This window comes from Pseudomonas sp. SG20056 (assembly GCF_031764535.1).
Lineage (GTDB): Bacteria > Pseudomonadota > Gammaproteobacteria > Pseudomonadales > Pseudomonadaceae > Aquipseudomonas.
Window position 1 is genome coordinate 2,714,646 of record NZ_CP134499.1, and the last position, 13,830, is coordinate 2,728,475.

Genomic DNA, 13,830 nt, shown 5'->3' on the forward strand with positions numbered 1-13,830 from the left:
GCGTCCGGCTTATCGGTTACCATGCCCGTCCGCCTAAATTGACTTAAGCCGAGAGCCGCAATGTCGCAACCCTGGAGCCCTGAAAGCTGGAGAGCCAAGCCGATCCAGCAACAACCGCAGTACCCGAACGCCGCGCAGCTGGCCCAGGTCGAACAGACCCTGGCCGGTTATCCGCCGCTGGTGTTTGCCGGTGAAGCCCGTGAACTGCGCCGCCAGTTTGCCGAGGTCACCCAGGGTCGCGCGTTTCTCCTGCAGGGTGGCGATTGCGCCGAGAGCTTCGCCGAGTTCAGCGCGGCGAAAATCCGCGACACCTTCAAGGTGCTGCTGCAGATGGCCATCGTCATGACATTCGCCGCCGGCTGCCCGGTAGTGAAAGTCGGGCGCATGGCCGGCCAGTTCGCCAAGCCGCGCTCAGCCAACGATGAAACCATCGACGGCGTAACCCTGCCCGCCTACCGTGGCGATATCGTCAACGGTATCGGCTTCGACGCCGCCAGCCGCGTGCCGGACCCGGAGCGCCTGCTGCAGGCCTACCACCAGTCCACCGCCTCGCTGAACCTGCTGCGCGCCTTTGCCCAAGGCGGCTTCGCCGACCTGCATCAGGTGCACCAGTGGAACCTCGACTTTATTGCCAACTCGGCGCTGGGCGAAAAGTACAGCCAGCTGGCCGACCGCATCGACGAAACCCTGGCCTTTATGCGCGCCTGCGGCATGGACGGCGCAGCGCAAGTGCGTGAAACCAGCTTCTTCACCGCCCACGAAGCACTGCTGCTGAACTACGAGCAAGCCTTTGTGCGCAAGGACAGCCTTACCGGCGGCTGGTACGACTGCTCGGCACACATGCTGTGGATCGGCGACCGCACCCGTCAGCTGGACGGCGCGCACGTTGAGTTCCTGCGCGGCGTCGGTAACCCGATTGGGGTAAAAGTTGGCCCGAGCATGGGCAGCGAAGACCTGATCCGCCTGATCGACATCCTCAACCCGGACAACGATCCCGGCCGCCTCAACCTGATCGTGCGCATGGGTGCGGATAAGGTCGAAGCCGGTCTGCCGCGCCTGATCCAGACCGTGCAACGCGAAGGTCGCCAGGTGCTGTGGAGCAGTGACCCGATGCATGGCAACACCATCAAGGCCTCAAGCGGCTACAAGACCCGCGACTTTGCGCAGATTCTGGCCGAAGTGAAGCAGTTCTTCGCCGTGCACCAGGCCGAGGGCAGCTACGCCGGTGGTATCCATATCGAGATGACTGGGCAGAACGTCACCGAATGCATCGGCGGCGCGCGACCGATCACCGAAGACGGCCTGTCGGATCGCTACCACACCCACTGCGACCCACGGATGAACGCCGACCAGTCGCTGGAGCTGGCTTTCCTGATCGCCGAAACCCTCAAGCAGGTACGCCGCTAACGGCGGCTACTGGCCCCGCTGCTACGCCGCACAAGGCGCAGCAGCGGGATTCATTCAGGCAATCAGGCGTTCACGCAAACGTCCGAGCATGCCCAGCAAACTGCCGACTTTCTCACGCTCGCGATCATCAACGGGTTGCTGCGCCAGTCGCGTAACCACTTGCGCCGGCTGCGCACGCCAGATTTGCGCTTGTTCGGCCGCTGCCAATAAGCCCTTGTCGAACAGCCCGCGACGAATCGGCTTGGGCAGGTAACGGAAAATCTGCGCCTCGTTGATCAGCTTGAGCAGCGCCTGGGTATCGCAGAACGGCGTAACCACCAGACTGAGCAGGCGCGGATGGGCCTGGGCCAGACTTTTCAGCAGCGGCGCGGTGTCCTCTCCGGCGACTTGCAGATCACTGATCAATAGATCAATCGGCTGGCTGTTAAGCAGCATCACGGCGTCGCTCAGCGAAGCCGCGCGCAGCAGGCGATGACCGCCGGCCACGCAGAACTCGGCCACCACGTCCAGGGTCGACGCATCCTCATCCAGGAGCAGCACATTGAGCGCCGCCGGCGGTATGGCTGTAGACGCTTTCGGTGCCTGCAACTGCCGCGCAGCAATCTGCGCCGCCTGGCGCAGGGTGAAAGCCATTTCCTGCTGATCCCAGGGTTTGGTCAGGTAACGGAAAATACCGCCACTGTTGAGCGCCTCCACGGCTGCATCCAGGTCCGAGTAGCCGGTCAACAGAATGCGCAGGGTATCGGGAGCAATCTGTCGCGCTTGGGCCAGCAGTTCGGCACCGCTCATCTGCGGCATGCGCTGGTCACTGACAATAATCTGCACACGCTCGTTTTTCAGCCGCTCCAGAGCACGGCGCGGGTCACTCTCGGTCAGCACCTCATACTCGCGGCGAAACTGCAGGGCCAGGCTGCGCAGAATGCGTTCTTCATCATCAACAAACAGAATACGAATCGGCTCACTCATATCAGGCACTCCGTTGTAGTGGCAGCGCCTGCGGGCGCGGCAGGCGGATCAGAAAGCGCGTACCGCGCCCAGGCTCGGACGCTGCGCGGATCTGCCCGCCGTGGTCCTGGATGATCTTGTAGCTGATCGATAGCCCCAGCCCGGTGCCCTGGCCCACCGGTTTGGTGGTAAAGAACGGATCGAAGATGCGCGCCAGCACTTCAGGTGGCATGCCACGCCCGGAATCCTGCACGGAAATGCACACGGCACTGTCGTCGGCCCAGGTTTTCACCAGGATCTGACCGAAGCCGTCGATGGCCTGGGCGGCGTTGTTGAGCAGGTTGAGCAGCACCTGGTTGATCTGCGACGGCGCACAGGGAATGCGCGGCAACTCGCCGAGCTGCAGGATGGTTTCGGCCTTGTCCTTGATGCCGTTGCGGGCAATCACCAGGGCGCTGCGGATACACTCATTGAGATCGACCTCCTCGCTCATGGCGCGGTCCAGGCGGGCGAAATCCTTCAGCCCGACCACCAGTTCGGCAATCTGCTCCAGGCCATACAGGGTGTCGCTGAACAGCTGGGTAAAGTCCTCCACCAACAGTTCCGGCGCAGCCTTGGCACGAGCTTCGGCGGCAGCCTCCAGGGCCATGGCCAGGCGCGCCTCATCACAGGTCGGATCGTTCAGGCAATCGCCCAAAGCAGCCTGCGCCTCGGCCAGCTCAAACAACGGCGCACTGAGTTCGCGCAGCAGCTGCACGTTGTTTTTCACATAACCCAGCGGGGTATTCAGCTCGTGAGCGACACCAGCGACCATCTGCCCCAGGGATGCCATCTTTTCTGACTGCACCAGTTGGGTCTGCGATTCCTTGAGCTCCACCAGGGCCTTGCGCAGCACCAGATTGCGCTGGGCAATACGCGCCTCCATGGCCTTGAGCAGATCGAGCACGGTGCCCAGGCCGCGATACAGGCCCTGGGCGTCGACCAGGATAAAGTCTTCGGTAATCGGGTATTGCAGCTGCCCGGTGATCTGCTTGGCGGCGTCCTCCAGGCTAGTGTCGAGGCTGACTACCAGCGGTGCCGCATTCATCACCTCCTGCACCGCGTGACGGCCGCGCAAATCGCGACCGAAGCGCTGCATAAAGATGTCCTGCAAGGTGGTGCGACTGACCAGGCCCAGCGGCCGGCCGGCGCTATCGACAATTGGCAGCGAGAGAAAAGCTTTGAGCTCCGGCGTCAGCAGACGATCAGCCACATCGGCGATGCTCATGTCCGCCGCCAACGGCGTAACCGGCTTGAGCAAGCGCGTGAGCGCGCTGGCAGTGGTCATGGGCAGACTCCCTGTGCGTTGGAAAGCCGCCATTCAACCAGCGCCAAGTTGCTGCCGTGTGACAGTCGTCACACTCATTTCCCTAGCCAAAGCGCTGGGTTACCCCATCGGTACGCGCTTATCGTTTAATTGCCGGCCGCCGCGCGCTATGGTGGCCGCTCAACTCTGCAAGGATGGTGTTATGACCTGGTATATCTGGCTGCTGATGCTTCTGGTGCTGGGCTCCATCATTGGCGGCCTGATGGTGCTGCTGCGCACGGCAAAACCGCTGCCGCTGAGCGAAGAACAGCTGGCCAAGATCCGCCAACGCCAGCTTGAGCAAGAAGCCAAGGATGCCCGCGAGCCTTAACCGCAACACACAAGGATGTACCATGCCATTGCATCTGCGCCTGCTGCTGCCCGCCCTGTGCCTGGCCAGTGGGTATGCCCTCGGTTATATCCAGCTGACGGGACTGGCCGCCGGCGCTGTCCTGTGCGCATTACTGCTGTTTGCCGACAAATACCTGCCCAGTGCGCTATGGACTGGACTAAGCCTGCTGGCCTGCATTGCCTTTGCCGCACACCTCGTTCCAGGCTTTAGCGCCACACCGTTATGGTCGCCACGCCAACTCAGCGTCGATGCCGCGCCATACGCACTGCGCCTGTCCTGGGACAAGCTGCTGGTCGGTGTCACGCTGCTGGCCTGGTGGCTGGGGCAGAAGATGCCGAGCAAACCACTGTCCAAAAACGTCTGGCTCACCACCGCACTGACGTTGCTCGGTGTACCGCTGCTGGCATTGGCACTGGGTTTGGTCGGCTGGCAGCCGAAATGGCCTGACGGGCTCTGGTTGTGGTTGGCGGTCAACCTGGGAGTGGCCGTGCTGGCCGAAGAATTGCTGTTTCGTGGTTTGCTGCAGAGCCGACTGGTCAGCTGGCTCGGTGCCGCTACGGGAGTTGGCCTGACGACGCTGCTGTTCGCTGTCGTGCATCTGCCCTTCAGCCCATTATTTGCCGTGGTCGCCGGAATTGCTGGCCTGGGCTATGGGCTGATCTTCCACTTCAGCGGGCGGATCAGCCTGGCCATCGCTCTGCATGGTGCGGTTAATTTGCTACATCTGCTGCTATTGAGCTATCCGTTACGCGTGGGATGACGGCGACCTGATAGCGGCTGAAAATTTTTTCCAGCTGACCGTTATTCCGCAGTACTTCATAGAACGCCATAAACTGCTCAGGCGTAATTGGCGCTTGCGGACGTAACAGCACGTGGTGCCGGTAGCGCTGATCAGTGCGCTCGGAAATCAGTAACTGCCCGGCGTATTGCCGGTTGCGCTCAAGGAAGTCGCCAATATACGAGCGCGTTACCAGGGCAATTTCCGCTCGCTGGTGCAGCACCATCAGCAGGTTGCTTTCGTGGGAATGGGTCAGGGTAGCGTTAAAGTTCTTGCTCAGGTGTTTCGGCTCGGCATTGAAATCGGCAAAGGCATAGTGATAGCCGTGGTAGAGCGCCAGACGCTTGCCGTCGAGCGAATCGAAATACCCCTGATCGCGGCCTGGTTCAACGCGCGCGACAAACACTTCGGAGTCTTCGAGCCCCATATCCAGGGCTATATGCGGAACGTCCTGCCAGCCCCAACCGGGGTTCTCGAAAATCGCCAGGTCAATACGCTGTTGCTCGAAGTCACGAAAGCGACGCTTGACCGAGGTTGGCACCATCACAAAGCGATAATCCGTTTGGACCTGGTTAAGCGCCGCCAGCAGCTCATCAAGCAAACCGGTGGCCTGGCTCTGTTCAGCTTTGAACACGTAAGGCGGGAAATACACAGCGGCGACACGCACATCCTGTGCAGCCATAAGCGGCCCGGCCAGCAGCAACGCCAAGCCCATGCCGAAGAACTTACTTACCGCGTGCTTGAAGAACCCCATTTGACGCCAACTTCCCTATTTTTCGGATACTGCAGCCTACCCTAGGCAAATCTGACCGAACAGAGCATTTTCAGTCATTTATCAGCATCGATGCGTCACGCAGGTGATAGCGTCTCAACAGTTTATCCAGCTGTTTATCGCGATTAAGTTGTTTAAGCAGCTTGGCAAAAGCTGGCGGCTGCATCGTCGACTCCGGTCGGAACAACGCCTGATGCTGGTAAACCTGGTCAACCCGCTGAGACACCAGCAAGGCACTGCTCTGCTCCGGGTAACGCTGCTGATAGGCACGCAGATATGAACGCGTGACCACCGCCACATCGGCACGACCGCGCAGCAGCATTATCAGGTTGCTGTCGTGGGAGTAAGTCAGCACCGCGCTAAATGCATCAGTAAGAAACTGTTTATCTGGGTTGAACCCGGCGAACCCGTAGTGATAGCCGCTGTACAGGGCCATCCGCTTGCCCTTGAACTCGTCAAAATAATGCTCATCACGGCCGGGTTGCAGACGAGCAACATAGACTTCGGCATCTTCGATATGCAGATCCAGCGCGGTATGCGCAGTGTTCTGCCAGCCCCAGGCCGGAGACTCAAACAGGATCAGGTCGAAACGTCCGCTTTGCAGATCGCGATAGCGCCGCATGGTCGAGGTTGCAACCAGGGTAAAACGGTAGTCGCTTTGCAATTGGTTGAGCGCCTGCAACAACTCCGGTAACAGGCCACCAGGGCGCTCACTTTCCGGTTTAATCACATAGGGCGGGAAATGATAGGCCCCCACTCGCACTTCTTCCGCAGCCTGCGCAATGCATACCGCAGAAAGCATCAACCCGAGCAGCAAACCTCGTAACAGCGTGGCCAAGCAGCGAACCTCAGAGCAAAACGCAGCGACATCTTCCGTAACCTGAAATGCTCGCAATCCTTTGGCGCCAAAATACTATCAATAGGCCATGTAGCGTAGCTGAATTTCCTTAAGCGTCCTTTAGTACCAGCGACAGGGCCTCTTCAGCCAGTTGATCAAGGGTCATGGGGCCTTCTGGACGGAACCAGGTTGTGGTCCAACTCAGCGCGCCGGTCAGCAGGCGACGCAGGATAAACGGGTCTGCCTTGAAGTAACCGGCTGCCTTCGCCTCGTCCAGCACCTGTAACCAAAGCTGCTCGTAGGTATCGCGCAAATCGAGAATAAACGCCTGGCCCTGCTCCGAGAGCGAGCGCCATTCATACACCAACACGGCCATGGCCTCACCGGTGCCACCCATGATCGATTGCAGCTCACAGCGAATCAGCGCCAGCACGCGGCCGCGCAGATCCGTCGCTTCGGCCAGCGATGCCTGCATCAAGGCAGTGTTGTAGCGGATGGTTTCCTCCATCACCGAACGCAGGATCTCGTCCTTGCTCTTGAAGTGATGAAAGATGCTGCCGGACTGGATGCCCACAGCGCTGGCCAGATCCCGTACTGTGGTGCGCTCGTAGCCCTTGCTGCGGAACAGGTGTGCTGCGGTTTGCAGCAGCTTGCCGCGTGCACTGTCCGGGTCGGTGATCTGCCCGCTGGCCACCAGTTGCTGCATCACCGCCTGCGCTTGTTGATCATCCACGCTAAGTACTCTCCAACTCTCTTTATGCCTCGGGCCAAGCGGCCCAGCCTGCAATTGCACGCTGGTTCTCAGCTGGTTTACCCAAGTGCTTGTCGTTATTAGTGAAATTTATGCTGCACCAGCCACCCAAGCAAGCGCTTGGCCACACTTTCGGTTAGAAAGATTCGCCGCGGGGCTTTTCAACCAAGCGCTTGCTTGGTAGCCTTCGAATCACCTTATTCATGTGTTGCGGACCTATTCCAATGACTAAAACCGTACGCATCGGCTGCGCTTCCGCATTCTGGGGCGATACCAGCACCGCCGCCGCCCAGCTGGTACAGGGCACCGAACTGGATTACCTGGTCTTCGACTACCTGGCCGAAGTGACCATGTCGATCATGGCTGGAGCACGGATGAAGAAGCCGGACGCCGGCTACGCCACCGACTTTGTGGAAACCCTGGCGCCGCTGCTGGGCACTATCGCCGCCAAGAACATCCGCGTAATCAGCAACGCCGGCGGCGTCAATCCGAGCGCCTGCGCTGCTGCCCTGGCCGCTGCCTGTGAGCAAGCCGGGGCCAACCTGAAGATTGCCGTACTGCATGGCGACAACCTGCAACCCAAACTTGCTGAACTGGCCAAGGCTGGCACCGTAGAAATGTTTAGCGGCGCACCACTGCCGCCCTTCTGCGTCTCGGTCAACGCCTACCTTGGCGCACCGGGCATCGTCGAAGCCCTGAAGCTCGGTGCGGATATCGTCATCACCGGTCGCGTAGTCGACAGCGCCGTGGTCAGCGCCGCGCTGGTGCATGAATTCGGTTGGAACTGGAGCGACTACGACCAGCTGGCCCAGGCCGCACTGGCCGGGCATATCATCGAGTGCGGCGCGCAGTGCACCGGTGGCAACTTCACCGACTGGGAAAGCGTGCCGGACTACGAACATATCGGCTTCCCGGTGGTGGAAGTGGCGGCCGATGGCAGCTTTGTCGTGACCAAGCCGGAAGGTTCCGGCGGCTTGGTCACGCCTTTTACCGTGGGCGAGCAGATGCTCTATGAAATCGGCGATCCGCGGGCCTATTACCTGCCCGATGTGCTTTGCGACTTCACCCAGGTGCAACTGAGCCAGGTCGGCAATAACCGCGTGGAGCTGAAAGGCGCGCGCGGCCTGCCGCCGACTGATCAATACAAAGTCAGCGCCACCTACCCGGACGGTTTTCGCTGCACCGCCAGCTGCCTGATGGCTGGCATCGATGCGGTGAAGAAAGCCCAGCGCGTCAGCCAGGCGATCATCCGCAAGACCGAAGAAATGTTCGCCGAGCGCGGCTGGGGGCCTTACAAGGAAGTCAGCATCGAACTGCTCGGTTCCGAGGCCACCTACGGCCCGCGTGGCCAGCGCACCGACACCCGCGAGATCGTGATCAAGATCGCCGTGCGCCATGCCAAGAAAGAAGCGCTGATCCTGTTCTCACGCGAAATTGCCCAGGCGGCCACCGGCATGGCACCGGGTCTGACCGGCATAGTCGGTGGTCGCCCTACGGTTTACCCGGTAATCCGCCTATTCAGCTTTCTCGCTGACAAAGGCGCCTGTGCCATGGAAGTGGAACTGAACGGCGAACGCACACCGGTCGCACTGCCGCAGATTGCGGTGCTGGACAGCGCGCAGATTGCCGCTGACAGCGCCGCCCCGCTACCAAGCGGCCAGGCCGACGCCTGCGTACCGCTGATCAAGTTGGCCGTAGCGCGCTCTGGCGACAAGGGCAACCACAGCAATATTGGTGTGATGGCCAGAAAGCCCGAGTACTTGGCTTGGATCGCCGCTGCGCTGAACGAGGGTGCCGTGGCCGAATGGATGCAGCACACGCTCGACTCGCAAACCGGCAAGGTTAGCCGCTGGTATCTGCCGGGCAGCCACAGCCTGAATTTTTTGCTGGAAAACGCCCTGGGCGGCGGCGGCGTCGCCTCCCTGCGTATCGACCCGCAAGGCAAGGCTTTCGCCCAACAGTTGCTGGAATTCCCGATACCGGTGCCCAAGGCGCTGGCCGCTAGCCTCGAACAAGGACAATAACAATGCGCTACGACTCGGTGTTTAAACCCGGCCTGTTTAACGGCCAGACCATCATGGTCACCGGCGGCGGCAGCGGTATCGGCCGTTGCACCGCCCATGACCTGGCGAACCTCGGCGCCCATGTGGTGCTGGTCGGACGCAAGCTGGAAAAACTCGAAGCCACCTGCGGCGAGATCAGTGAAGACGGCGGCAGTGCCAGCTTTCAGGTCTGCGATATCCGTGATGAAGAGGCGGTCAAGGCCATGGTCAAAACCGTGGTCGCCGAGCGCGGGCAGATCCATCACCTGGTCAACAACGCCGGTGGTCAGTTCCCCGCGCCACTGATCGGCATCAACCAGAAAGGTTTCGAAACCGTAGTGCGCACCAACCTGGTCGGCGGTTTTCTGATCGCCAAGGAAGTCTTCCTGCAGAGCATGAGCAAGAATGGCGGCAGCATCGTCAACATGCTCGCCGATATGTGGGGCGGCATGCCGGGCATGGGCCACTCGGGTGCCGCACGTGCCGGTATGGAGAACTTCACCAAGACCGCCGCCTACGAATGGGGCCACGCCGGGGTGCGGGTTAACGCCGTGGCACCAGGCTGGATCGCCTCCAGCGGCATGGACACCTACCCCGAATCGATGAAGAACATGATCCGCTCGCTCAAGGACCATGTGCCGCTGCAACGCATTGGCAGTGAATCGGAAGTGGCCGCGGCCATCGTCTTCCTGCTTACGCCGGGTGCCAACTTTATCAGCGGCAACACCATCCGCATCGACGGTGCAGCGAGCCAGGGCACCCGTGCCTGGACACTGGGCAAGGCGAAGAACAGCGAAACCTATAACGGCTTCCACCGGGCCTACGTGCCTGACGTACTCAAGGGCGAGGAGTAACGCCATGCCGGTTATCCACTCCGAAATTGACGTGCATGGCGAGGAGTTCGCCAAGAACCGCGAAGCCATGCTCACTGCCGTCGACAGCTTTCGCCAGATCGAACAGAACTGCCTAAACAAGGCTGCCGAGGCCAAAGCCAAATTTGAAAAACGTGGCCAGTTGCTGCCGCGTGAGCGCCTGAATCTGCTGCTCGACCCCGGCGCGCCGTTTCTCGAACTCTCGTCGCTGGCCGGCTACAAGCTGCATGACGACAAAGACGGCACCCAGGCCGGCGGCGGGATTATTTCCGGTATCGGCTATATCGCCGGGGTGCGTTGCCTGGTCACTGCCAGCAACAGCGCGATCAAGGGCGGCACCATCTCCCCCACCGGGCTGAAGAAAACCCTGCGCCTGCAGCAGATCGCCTTCGAGAACAAACTGCCGGTGGTGGCCCTGACCGAAAGCGGCGGTGCCAACCTCAACTACGCGGCCGACATATTCGTCGAAGGCGCACGCGGCTTTGCCAACCAGGCGCGCATGTCGGCCATGGGTTTGCCACAGATCACCGTGGTGCACGGCTCCAGCACCGCTGGCGGGGCCTATCAGCCAGGGCTGTCGGATTATGTGGTGGTGGTACGCGGCAAGGCCAAGATGTTCCTCGCCGGCCCGCCGCTGCTGAAAGCCGCCACCGGCGAAATCGCCACTGATGAGCAACTGGGCGGCGCCGAGATGCACGCCCAGGTCGCCGGCACCGCCGAGTACCTCGCGGAAAATGACGCCGACGGCGTACGCATCGCCCGCGAAATCCTCGCCATGCTGCCGTGGAATGCCCAACTGCCGGCACGCCCGGCCAAGGTCTATAGCGAGCCGCTGTACCCGGCTGAAGAACTGCTCGGCCTGGTGCCGGCAGACGCCAAGAAGCCCTATGACGTGCGCGAGATCATTGCCCGCATCGCCGACGGCTCGGCCTTTCTCGATTTCAAGAACGAATTCGACAACCAGACCGTCTGCGGCCACTTGCAGATCGAAGGGCAGCCCTGCGGCTTTATCGGCAATAACGGCCCGATCACTCCGCAAGGTGCGGCCAAGGCGGCGCAATTTATCCAACTGTGCGAACAGAGCAACACGCCGATTCTGTTCTTCCACAACACCACCGGCTTTATGGTCGGCACCGAGTCGGAACAGCTCGGCGTGATCAAGCACGGCTCGAAGATGATTCAGGCCGTGGCCAACGCCACCGTGCCGAAACTGACCATCGTCGTCGGCGGCTCGTATGGGGCCGGCAACTACGCCATGTGCGGCCGTGGCCTCGATCCGCGTTTTATCTTCGCCTGGCCCAACAGCAAAACCGCCGTGATGGGCGGCGCCCAGGCCGGCAAGGTGCTGCGCATCGTCACCGAGGAAAAACACCTCAAGGAAGGCAAGGAAGCCGACCCGAAAATGCTCGACATGCTGGAAACCGTCACCGCGCAGAAACTCGACAGCCAGTCCACCGCGCTCTATGGCACCGCCAGCCTGTGGGACGACGGTCTGATCGACCCACGCGATACACGCAAGCTGCTCGGCTACCTGCTGGATATCTGCGCCGAAGCTGCTGCTCGACCGCTTAAAACCACCACTTTCGGCGTAGCCCGCCTGTAACCCTTCGGAGAATAAAAAATGATCTTTACCCAAGAACACGAAGAGCTGCGCCGCACGGTCCGTAACTTTGTCGACAAGGAAATCAACCCGCACGTCGAACAATGGGAAAAGGACGGCCGCTTCCCGATCCACGATATTTTCAAGAAAGCCGGCGATCTGGGCCTGCTGGGCATCTCCAAGCCGGAGAAATTCGGCGGTATGGGCCTGGACTACAGCTACTCGATCGTCGCGGCCGAGGAGTTCGGCACCATCATCTGCGGCGGCATCCCAATGTCCATCGGCGTGCAGACCGATATGTGCACCCCTGCTCTGGCGCGCTTTGGCTCCGATGAACTGCGCGAAGAGTTCCTCAAGCCGGCAATTACCGGCGAGATGGTCGGCTGTATCGGCGTCTCCGAAGTCGGCGCCGGCTCCGATGTGGCCGGGCTGAAAACCACCGCCAAGAAAGACGGCAGCGACTATGTGATCAACGGTAGCAAGATGTGGATCACCAACTCGCCGTCGGCTGACTTTATCTGCCTGCTGGCCAATACCTCGGACGACAAACCTCACGTCAACAAGTCGCTGATCATGGTGCCGATGAACACCCCGGGCATTTCGGTCAGCCCGCACCTGGACAAACTCGGCATGCGCAGCTCGGAGACCGCTCAGGTGTTCTTCGACAACGTGCGCGTGCCGCAGCGCTACCGCATCGGCCACGAAGGCGCCGGGTTTATGATGCAGATGCTGCAGTTCCAGGAAGAGCGTCTGTTCGGTGCGGCCAACATGATCAAGGGCCTGGAGCACTGCATCAACGCCACCATCGACTACTGCAAAGAGCGCAAAACCTTCGGCAATGCGTTGATCGACAACCAGGTGATCCACTTCCGCATGGCCGAGTTGCAGACCGAAGTCGAATGCCTGCGCGCCCTGGTCTACCAGGCCACCGAGCAGTACGTACGCGGCCGCGACGTTACCAACCTGGCCTCGATGGCCAAGCTCAAGGCCGGTCGCCTCGGCCGTGAAGTCACCGACAGTTGCCTGCAGTATTGGGGCGGTATGGGCTACATGTGGGAAAACCCGGTGGCCCGAGCCTACCGCGATGTGCGCCTGGTCAGCATCGGCGGCGGTGCCGACGAAATCATGCTGGGCATTATCTGCAAGCTGATGGGCATTCTGCCTGGCAAGAAAAAATAGCCGGGAGCTATTTTTAACGTCGCATAGCGACGGCCCGAAGGATGGCCGCCAGGGATGGCAGGCCATAAGAAGGCTGATCCGTAGGGCGGGTGCAACCCGCGCTGATGACAACGCGGGTTGCACCCGCCCTACTTCAACGGAACGATGAAATGTCTCTACCGAACTGCGAAACCCTGCTGCTGAGCCTCGACGCCGGCGTGCTGCATATCACCCTTAATCGCCCGGACAGCCGCAATGCCATGAGCCTGGCCATGGTCAGCGAATTGCGCGCGGTGCTGGAAAGCCTGCGCGTAGACCCTCGCGTGCGCGCGATTGTCCTGCGCGGTGCCGGTGGGCACTTCTGCGCCGGTGGCGATATCAAGGACATGGCCGGTGCCCGAGCGGCCGGTGGCGATGCCTACCGCAGCCTTAACCGCGCCTTCGGCAGCCTGCTGGAAGAAGCGCAGAACACGCCACAGGTGCTGATTGCCGTGCTCGAAGGCGCAGTGCTGGGCGGCGGTTTCGGCCTGGCCTGCGTATCGGATATCGCCATCTGCCAGCAGGACGCCAAGTTCGGCCTGCCGGAAACCACCTTGGGGATTCTGCCCGCACAGATCGCGCCCTTTGTGGTCAAGCGTATCGGCCTGACCCAGACCCGCCGTCTGGCCCTGACTGCCGCCCGCTTCAATGGCAGCGAAGCCGAACGCCTGGGCTTGGTGCATTTCAGCGAAACCAATAGCGAAGCGGTGGATGTGCGTCTGCACCAGGTACTTAGCCAGGTACGCCAATGCGCACCGCAGGCCAATGCCCAGACCAAGGCGCTGTTGCTGGCCGCCGAGCAAGAAGCCCTTGGCCCGTTACTGGACCGCGCCGCCGAGCAGTTTGCTGCAGCGGTAACCGGCGCAGAAGGCGTCGAGGGCACCATGGCCTTTATGCAAAAACGTGCGCCGAAGTGGGCTGCTGAATAAGC

13 protein-coding genes are annotated in these 13,830 nt (G+C 61.1%); 8 read left to right on the forward strand and 5 right to left on the reverse strand.

Going from position 1 to position 13,830, the window contains the following annotated elements:
* Positions 1 to 60: 60 nt before the first annotated feature.
* The gene (locus RHP75_RS12970; RefSeq protein ID WP_311088536.1) at positions 61 to 1,407 is read left to right on the forward strand and encodes a class II 3-deoxy-7-phosphoheptulonate synthase; all 1,347 of its coding nucleotides are present in this window, start codon (positions 61 to 63) and stop codon (positions 1,405 to 1,407) included.
* 54 nt (positions 1,408 to 1,461) lie between these two features.
* Here RHP75_RS12970 and RHP75_RS12975 read toward each other — a convergent pair whose 3' ends face one another.
* Positions 1,462 to 2,373, reverse strand: a complete 912-nt coding sequence (locus tag RHP75_RS12975; RefSeq protein WP_311088537.1) for a response regulator — start codon at positions 2,371 to 2,373, stop codon at positions 1,462 to 1,464.
* Position 2,374: 1 nt separating this feature from the next.
* Complete coding sequence (locus RHP75_RS12980; RefSeq protein ID WP_311088538.1) at positions 2,375 to 3,679, reverse strand: ATP-binding protein; 1,305 nt, start codon at positions 3,677 to 3,679, stop codon at positions 2,375 to 2,377.
* A 181-nt stretch (positions 3,680 to 3,860) separates the two neighbouring features.
* Here RHP75_RS12980 and RHP75_RS12985 point away from each other — a divergent pair, with 181 nt between their 5' ends.
* Positions 3,861 to 4,028 (forward strand): DUF2897 family protein, encoded by a 168-nt coding sequence (locus RHP75_RS12985; protein ID WP_311088539.1) that lies wholly within the window; start codon positions 3,861 to 3,863, stop codon positions 4,026 to 4,028.
* Between the two features lie 22 nt (positions 4,029 to 4,050).
* Positions 4,051 to 4,809, forward strand: a complete 759-nt coding sequence (locus RHP75_RS12990; RefSeq protein WP_311088540.1) for a CPBP family intramembrane glutamic endopeptidase — start codon at positions 4,051 to 4,053, stop codon at positions 4,807 to 4,809.
* Here the strand turns inward: RHP75_RS12990 and RHP75_RS12995 are convergent.
* The 3 genes from RHP75_RS12995 to RHP75_RS13005 all read right to left on the reverse strand — a co-directional run bounded on the left by RHP75_RS12995 (position 4,760) and on the right by RHP75_RS13005 (position 7,170).
* Positions 4,760 to 5,581, reverse strand: a complete 822-nt coding sequence (locus RHP75_RS12995) for a substrate-binding periplasmic protein (protein WP_409079650.1) — start codon at positions 5,579 to 5,581, stop codon at positions 4,760 to 4,762. The genes RHP75_RS12990 and RHP75_RS12995 overlap by 50 nt on opposite strands.
* Before the next feature lie 70 nt (positions 5,582 to 5,651).
* Positions 5,652 to 6,401, reverse strand: a complete 750-nt coding sequence (locus RHP75_RS13000) for a substrate-binding periplasmic protein (protein ID WP_409079741.1) — start codon at positions 6,399 to 6,401, stop codon at positions 5,652 to 5,654.
* Between the two features lie 145 nt (positions 6,402 to 6,546).
* Complete coding sequence (locus RHP75_RS13005) at positions 6,547 to 7,170, reverse strand: TetR/AcrR family transcriptional regulator (RefSeq protein WP_311088542.1); 624 nt, start codon at positions 7,168 to 7,170, stop codon at positions 6,547 to 6,549.
* 242 nt (positions 7,171 to 7,412) lie between these two features.
* Here RHP75_RS13005 and RHP75_RS13010 point away from each other — a divergent pair, with 242 nt between their 5' ends.
* The 5 genes from RHP75_RS13010 (at position 7,413) to RHP75_RS13030 (ending at position 13,828) form a co-directional block, all read left to right on the forward strand.
* Positions 7,413 to 9,212 (forward strand): acyclic terpene utilization AtuA family protein, encoded by a 1,800-nt coding sequence (locus RHP75_RS13010; RefSeq protein ID WP_311088543.1) that lies wholly within the window; start codon positions 7,413 to 7,415, stop codon positions 9,210 to 9,212.
* Positions 9,213 to 9,214: 2 nt separating this feature from the next.
* Positions 9,215 to 10,084 (forward strand): SDR family oxidoreductase, encoded by an 870-nt coding sequence (locus tag RHP75_RS13015; RefSeq protein ID WP_311088544.1) that lies wholly within the window; start codon positions 9,215 to 9,217, stop codon positions 10,082 to 10,084.
* A gap of 4 nt (positions 10,085 to 10,088) precedes the next feature.
* Positions 10,089 to 11,705 (forward strand): geranyl-CoA carboxylase subunit beta, encoded by a 1,617-nt coding sequence (atuC, locus tag RHP75_RS13020; protein ID WP_311088545.1) that lies wholly within the window; start codon positions 10,089 to 10,091, stop codon positions 11,703 to 11,705.
* An 18-nt stretch (positions 11,706 to 11,723) separates the two neighbouring features.
* A complete protein-coding gene (atuD, locus tag RHP75_RS13025; protein WP_275961452.1) occupies positions 11,724 to 12,881 on the forward strand; it encodes a citronellyl-CoA dehydrogenase in 1,158 nt (385 codons plus the stop codon).
* A gap of 149 nt (positions 12,882 to 13,030) precedes the next feature.
* Positions 13,031 to 13,828, forward strand: a complete 798-nt coding sequence (locus tag RHP75_RS13030; RefSeq protein ID WP_311088546.1) for an enoyl-CoA hydratase-related protein — start codon at positions 13,031 to 13,033, stop codon at positions 13,826 to 13,828.
* Positions 13,829 to 13,830: the final 2 nt, after the last annotated feature.

Coding starts and splice junctions, on each gene's coding strand:
- RHP75_RS12970 (WP_311088536.1), top strand. CDS start 61: ATGTCGCAACCCTGGAGCCCTGAAAGCTGGAGAGCCAAGCCGATCCAG.
- RHP75_RS12975 (WP_311088537.1), bottom strand. CDS start 2,373: ATGAGTGAGCCGATTCGTATTCTGTTTGTTGATGATGAAGAACGCATT.
- RHP75_RS12980 (WP_311088538.1), bottom strand. CDS start 3,679: ATGACCACTGCCAGCGCGCTCACGCGCTTGCTCAAGCCGGTTACGCCG.
- RHP75_RS12985 (WP_311088539.1), top strand. CDS start 3,861: ATGACCTGGTATATCTGGCTGCTGATGCTTCTGGTGCTGGGCTCCATC.
- RHP75_RS12990 (WP_311088540.1), top strand. CDS start 4,051: ATGCCATTGCATCTGCGCCTGCTGCTGCCCGCCCTGTGCCTGGCCAGT.
- RHP75_RS12995 (WP_409079650.1), bottom strand. CDS start 5,581: ATGGGGTTCTTCAAGCACGCGGTAAGTAAGTTCTTCGGCATGGGCTTG.
- RHP75_RS13000 (WP_409079741.1), bottom strand. CDS start 6,401: ATGCTTTCTGCGGTATGCATTGCGCAGGCTGCGGAAGAAGTGCGAGTG.
- RHP75_RS13010 (WP_311088543.1), top strand. CDS start 7,413: ATGACTAAAACCGTACGCATCGGCTGCGCTTCCGCATTCTGGGGCGAT.
- RHP75_RS13015 (WP_311088544.1), top strand. CDS start 9,215: ATGCGCTACGACTCGGTGTTTAAACCCGGCCTGTTTAACGGCCAGACC.
- atuC (WP_311088545.1), top strand. CDS start 10,089: ATGCCGGTTATCCACTCCGAAATTGACGTGCATGGCGAGGAGTTCGCC.
- atuD (WP_275961452.1), top strand. CDS start 11,724: ATGATCTTTACCCAAGAACACGAAGAGCTGCGCCGCACGGTCCGTAAC.
- RHP75_RS13030 (WP_311088546.1), top strand. CDS start 13,031: ATGTCTCTACCGAACTGCGAAACCCTGCTGCTGAGCCTCGACGCCGGC.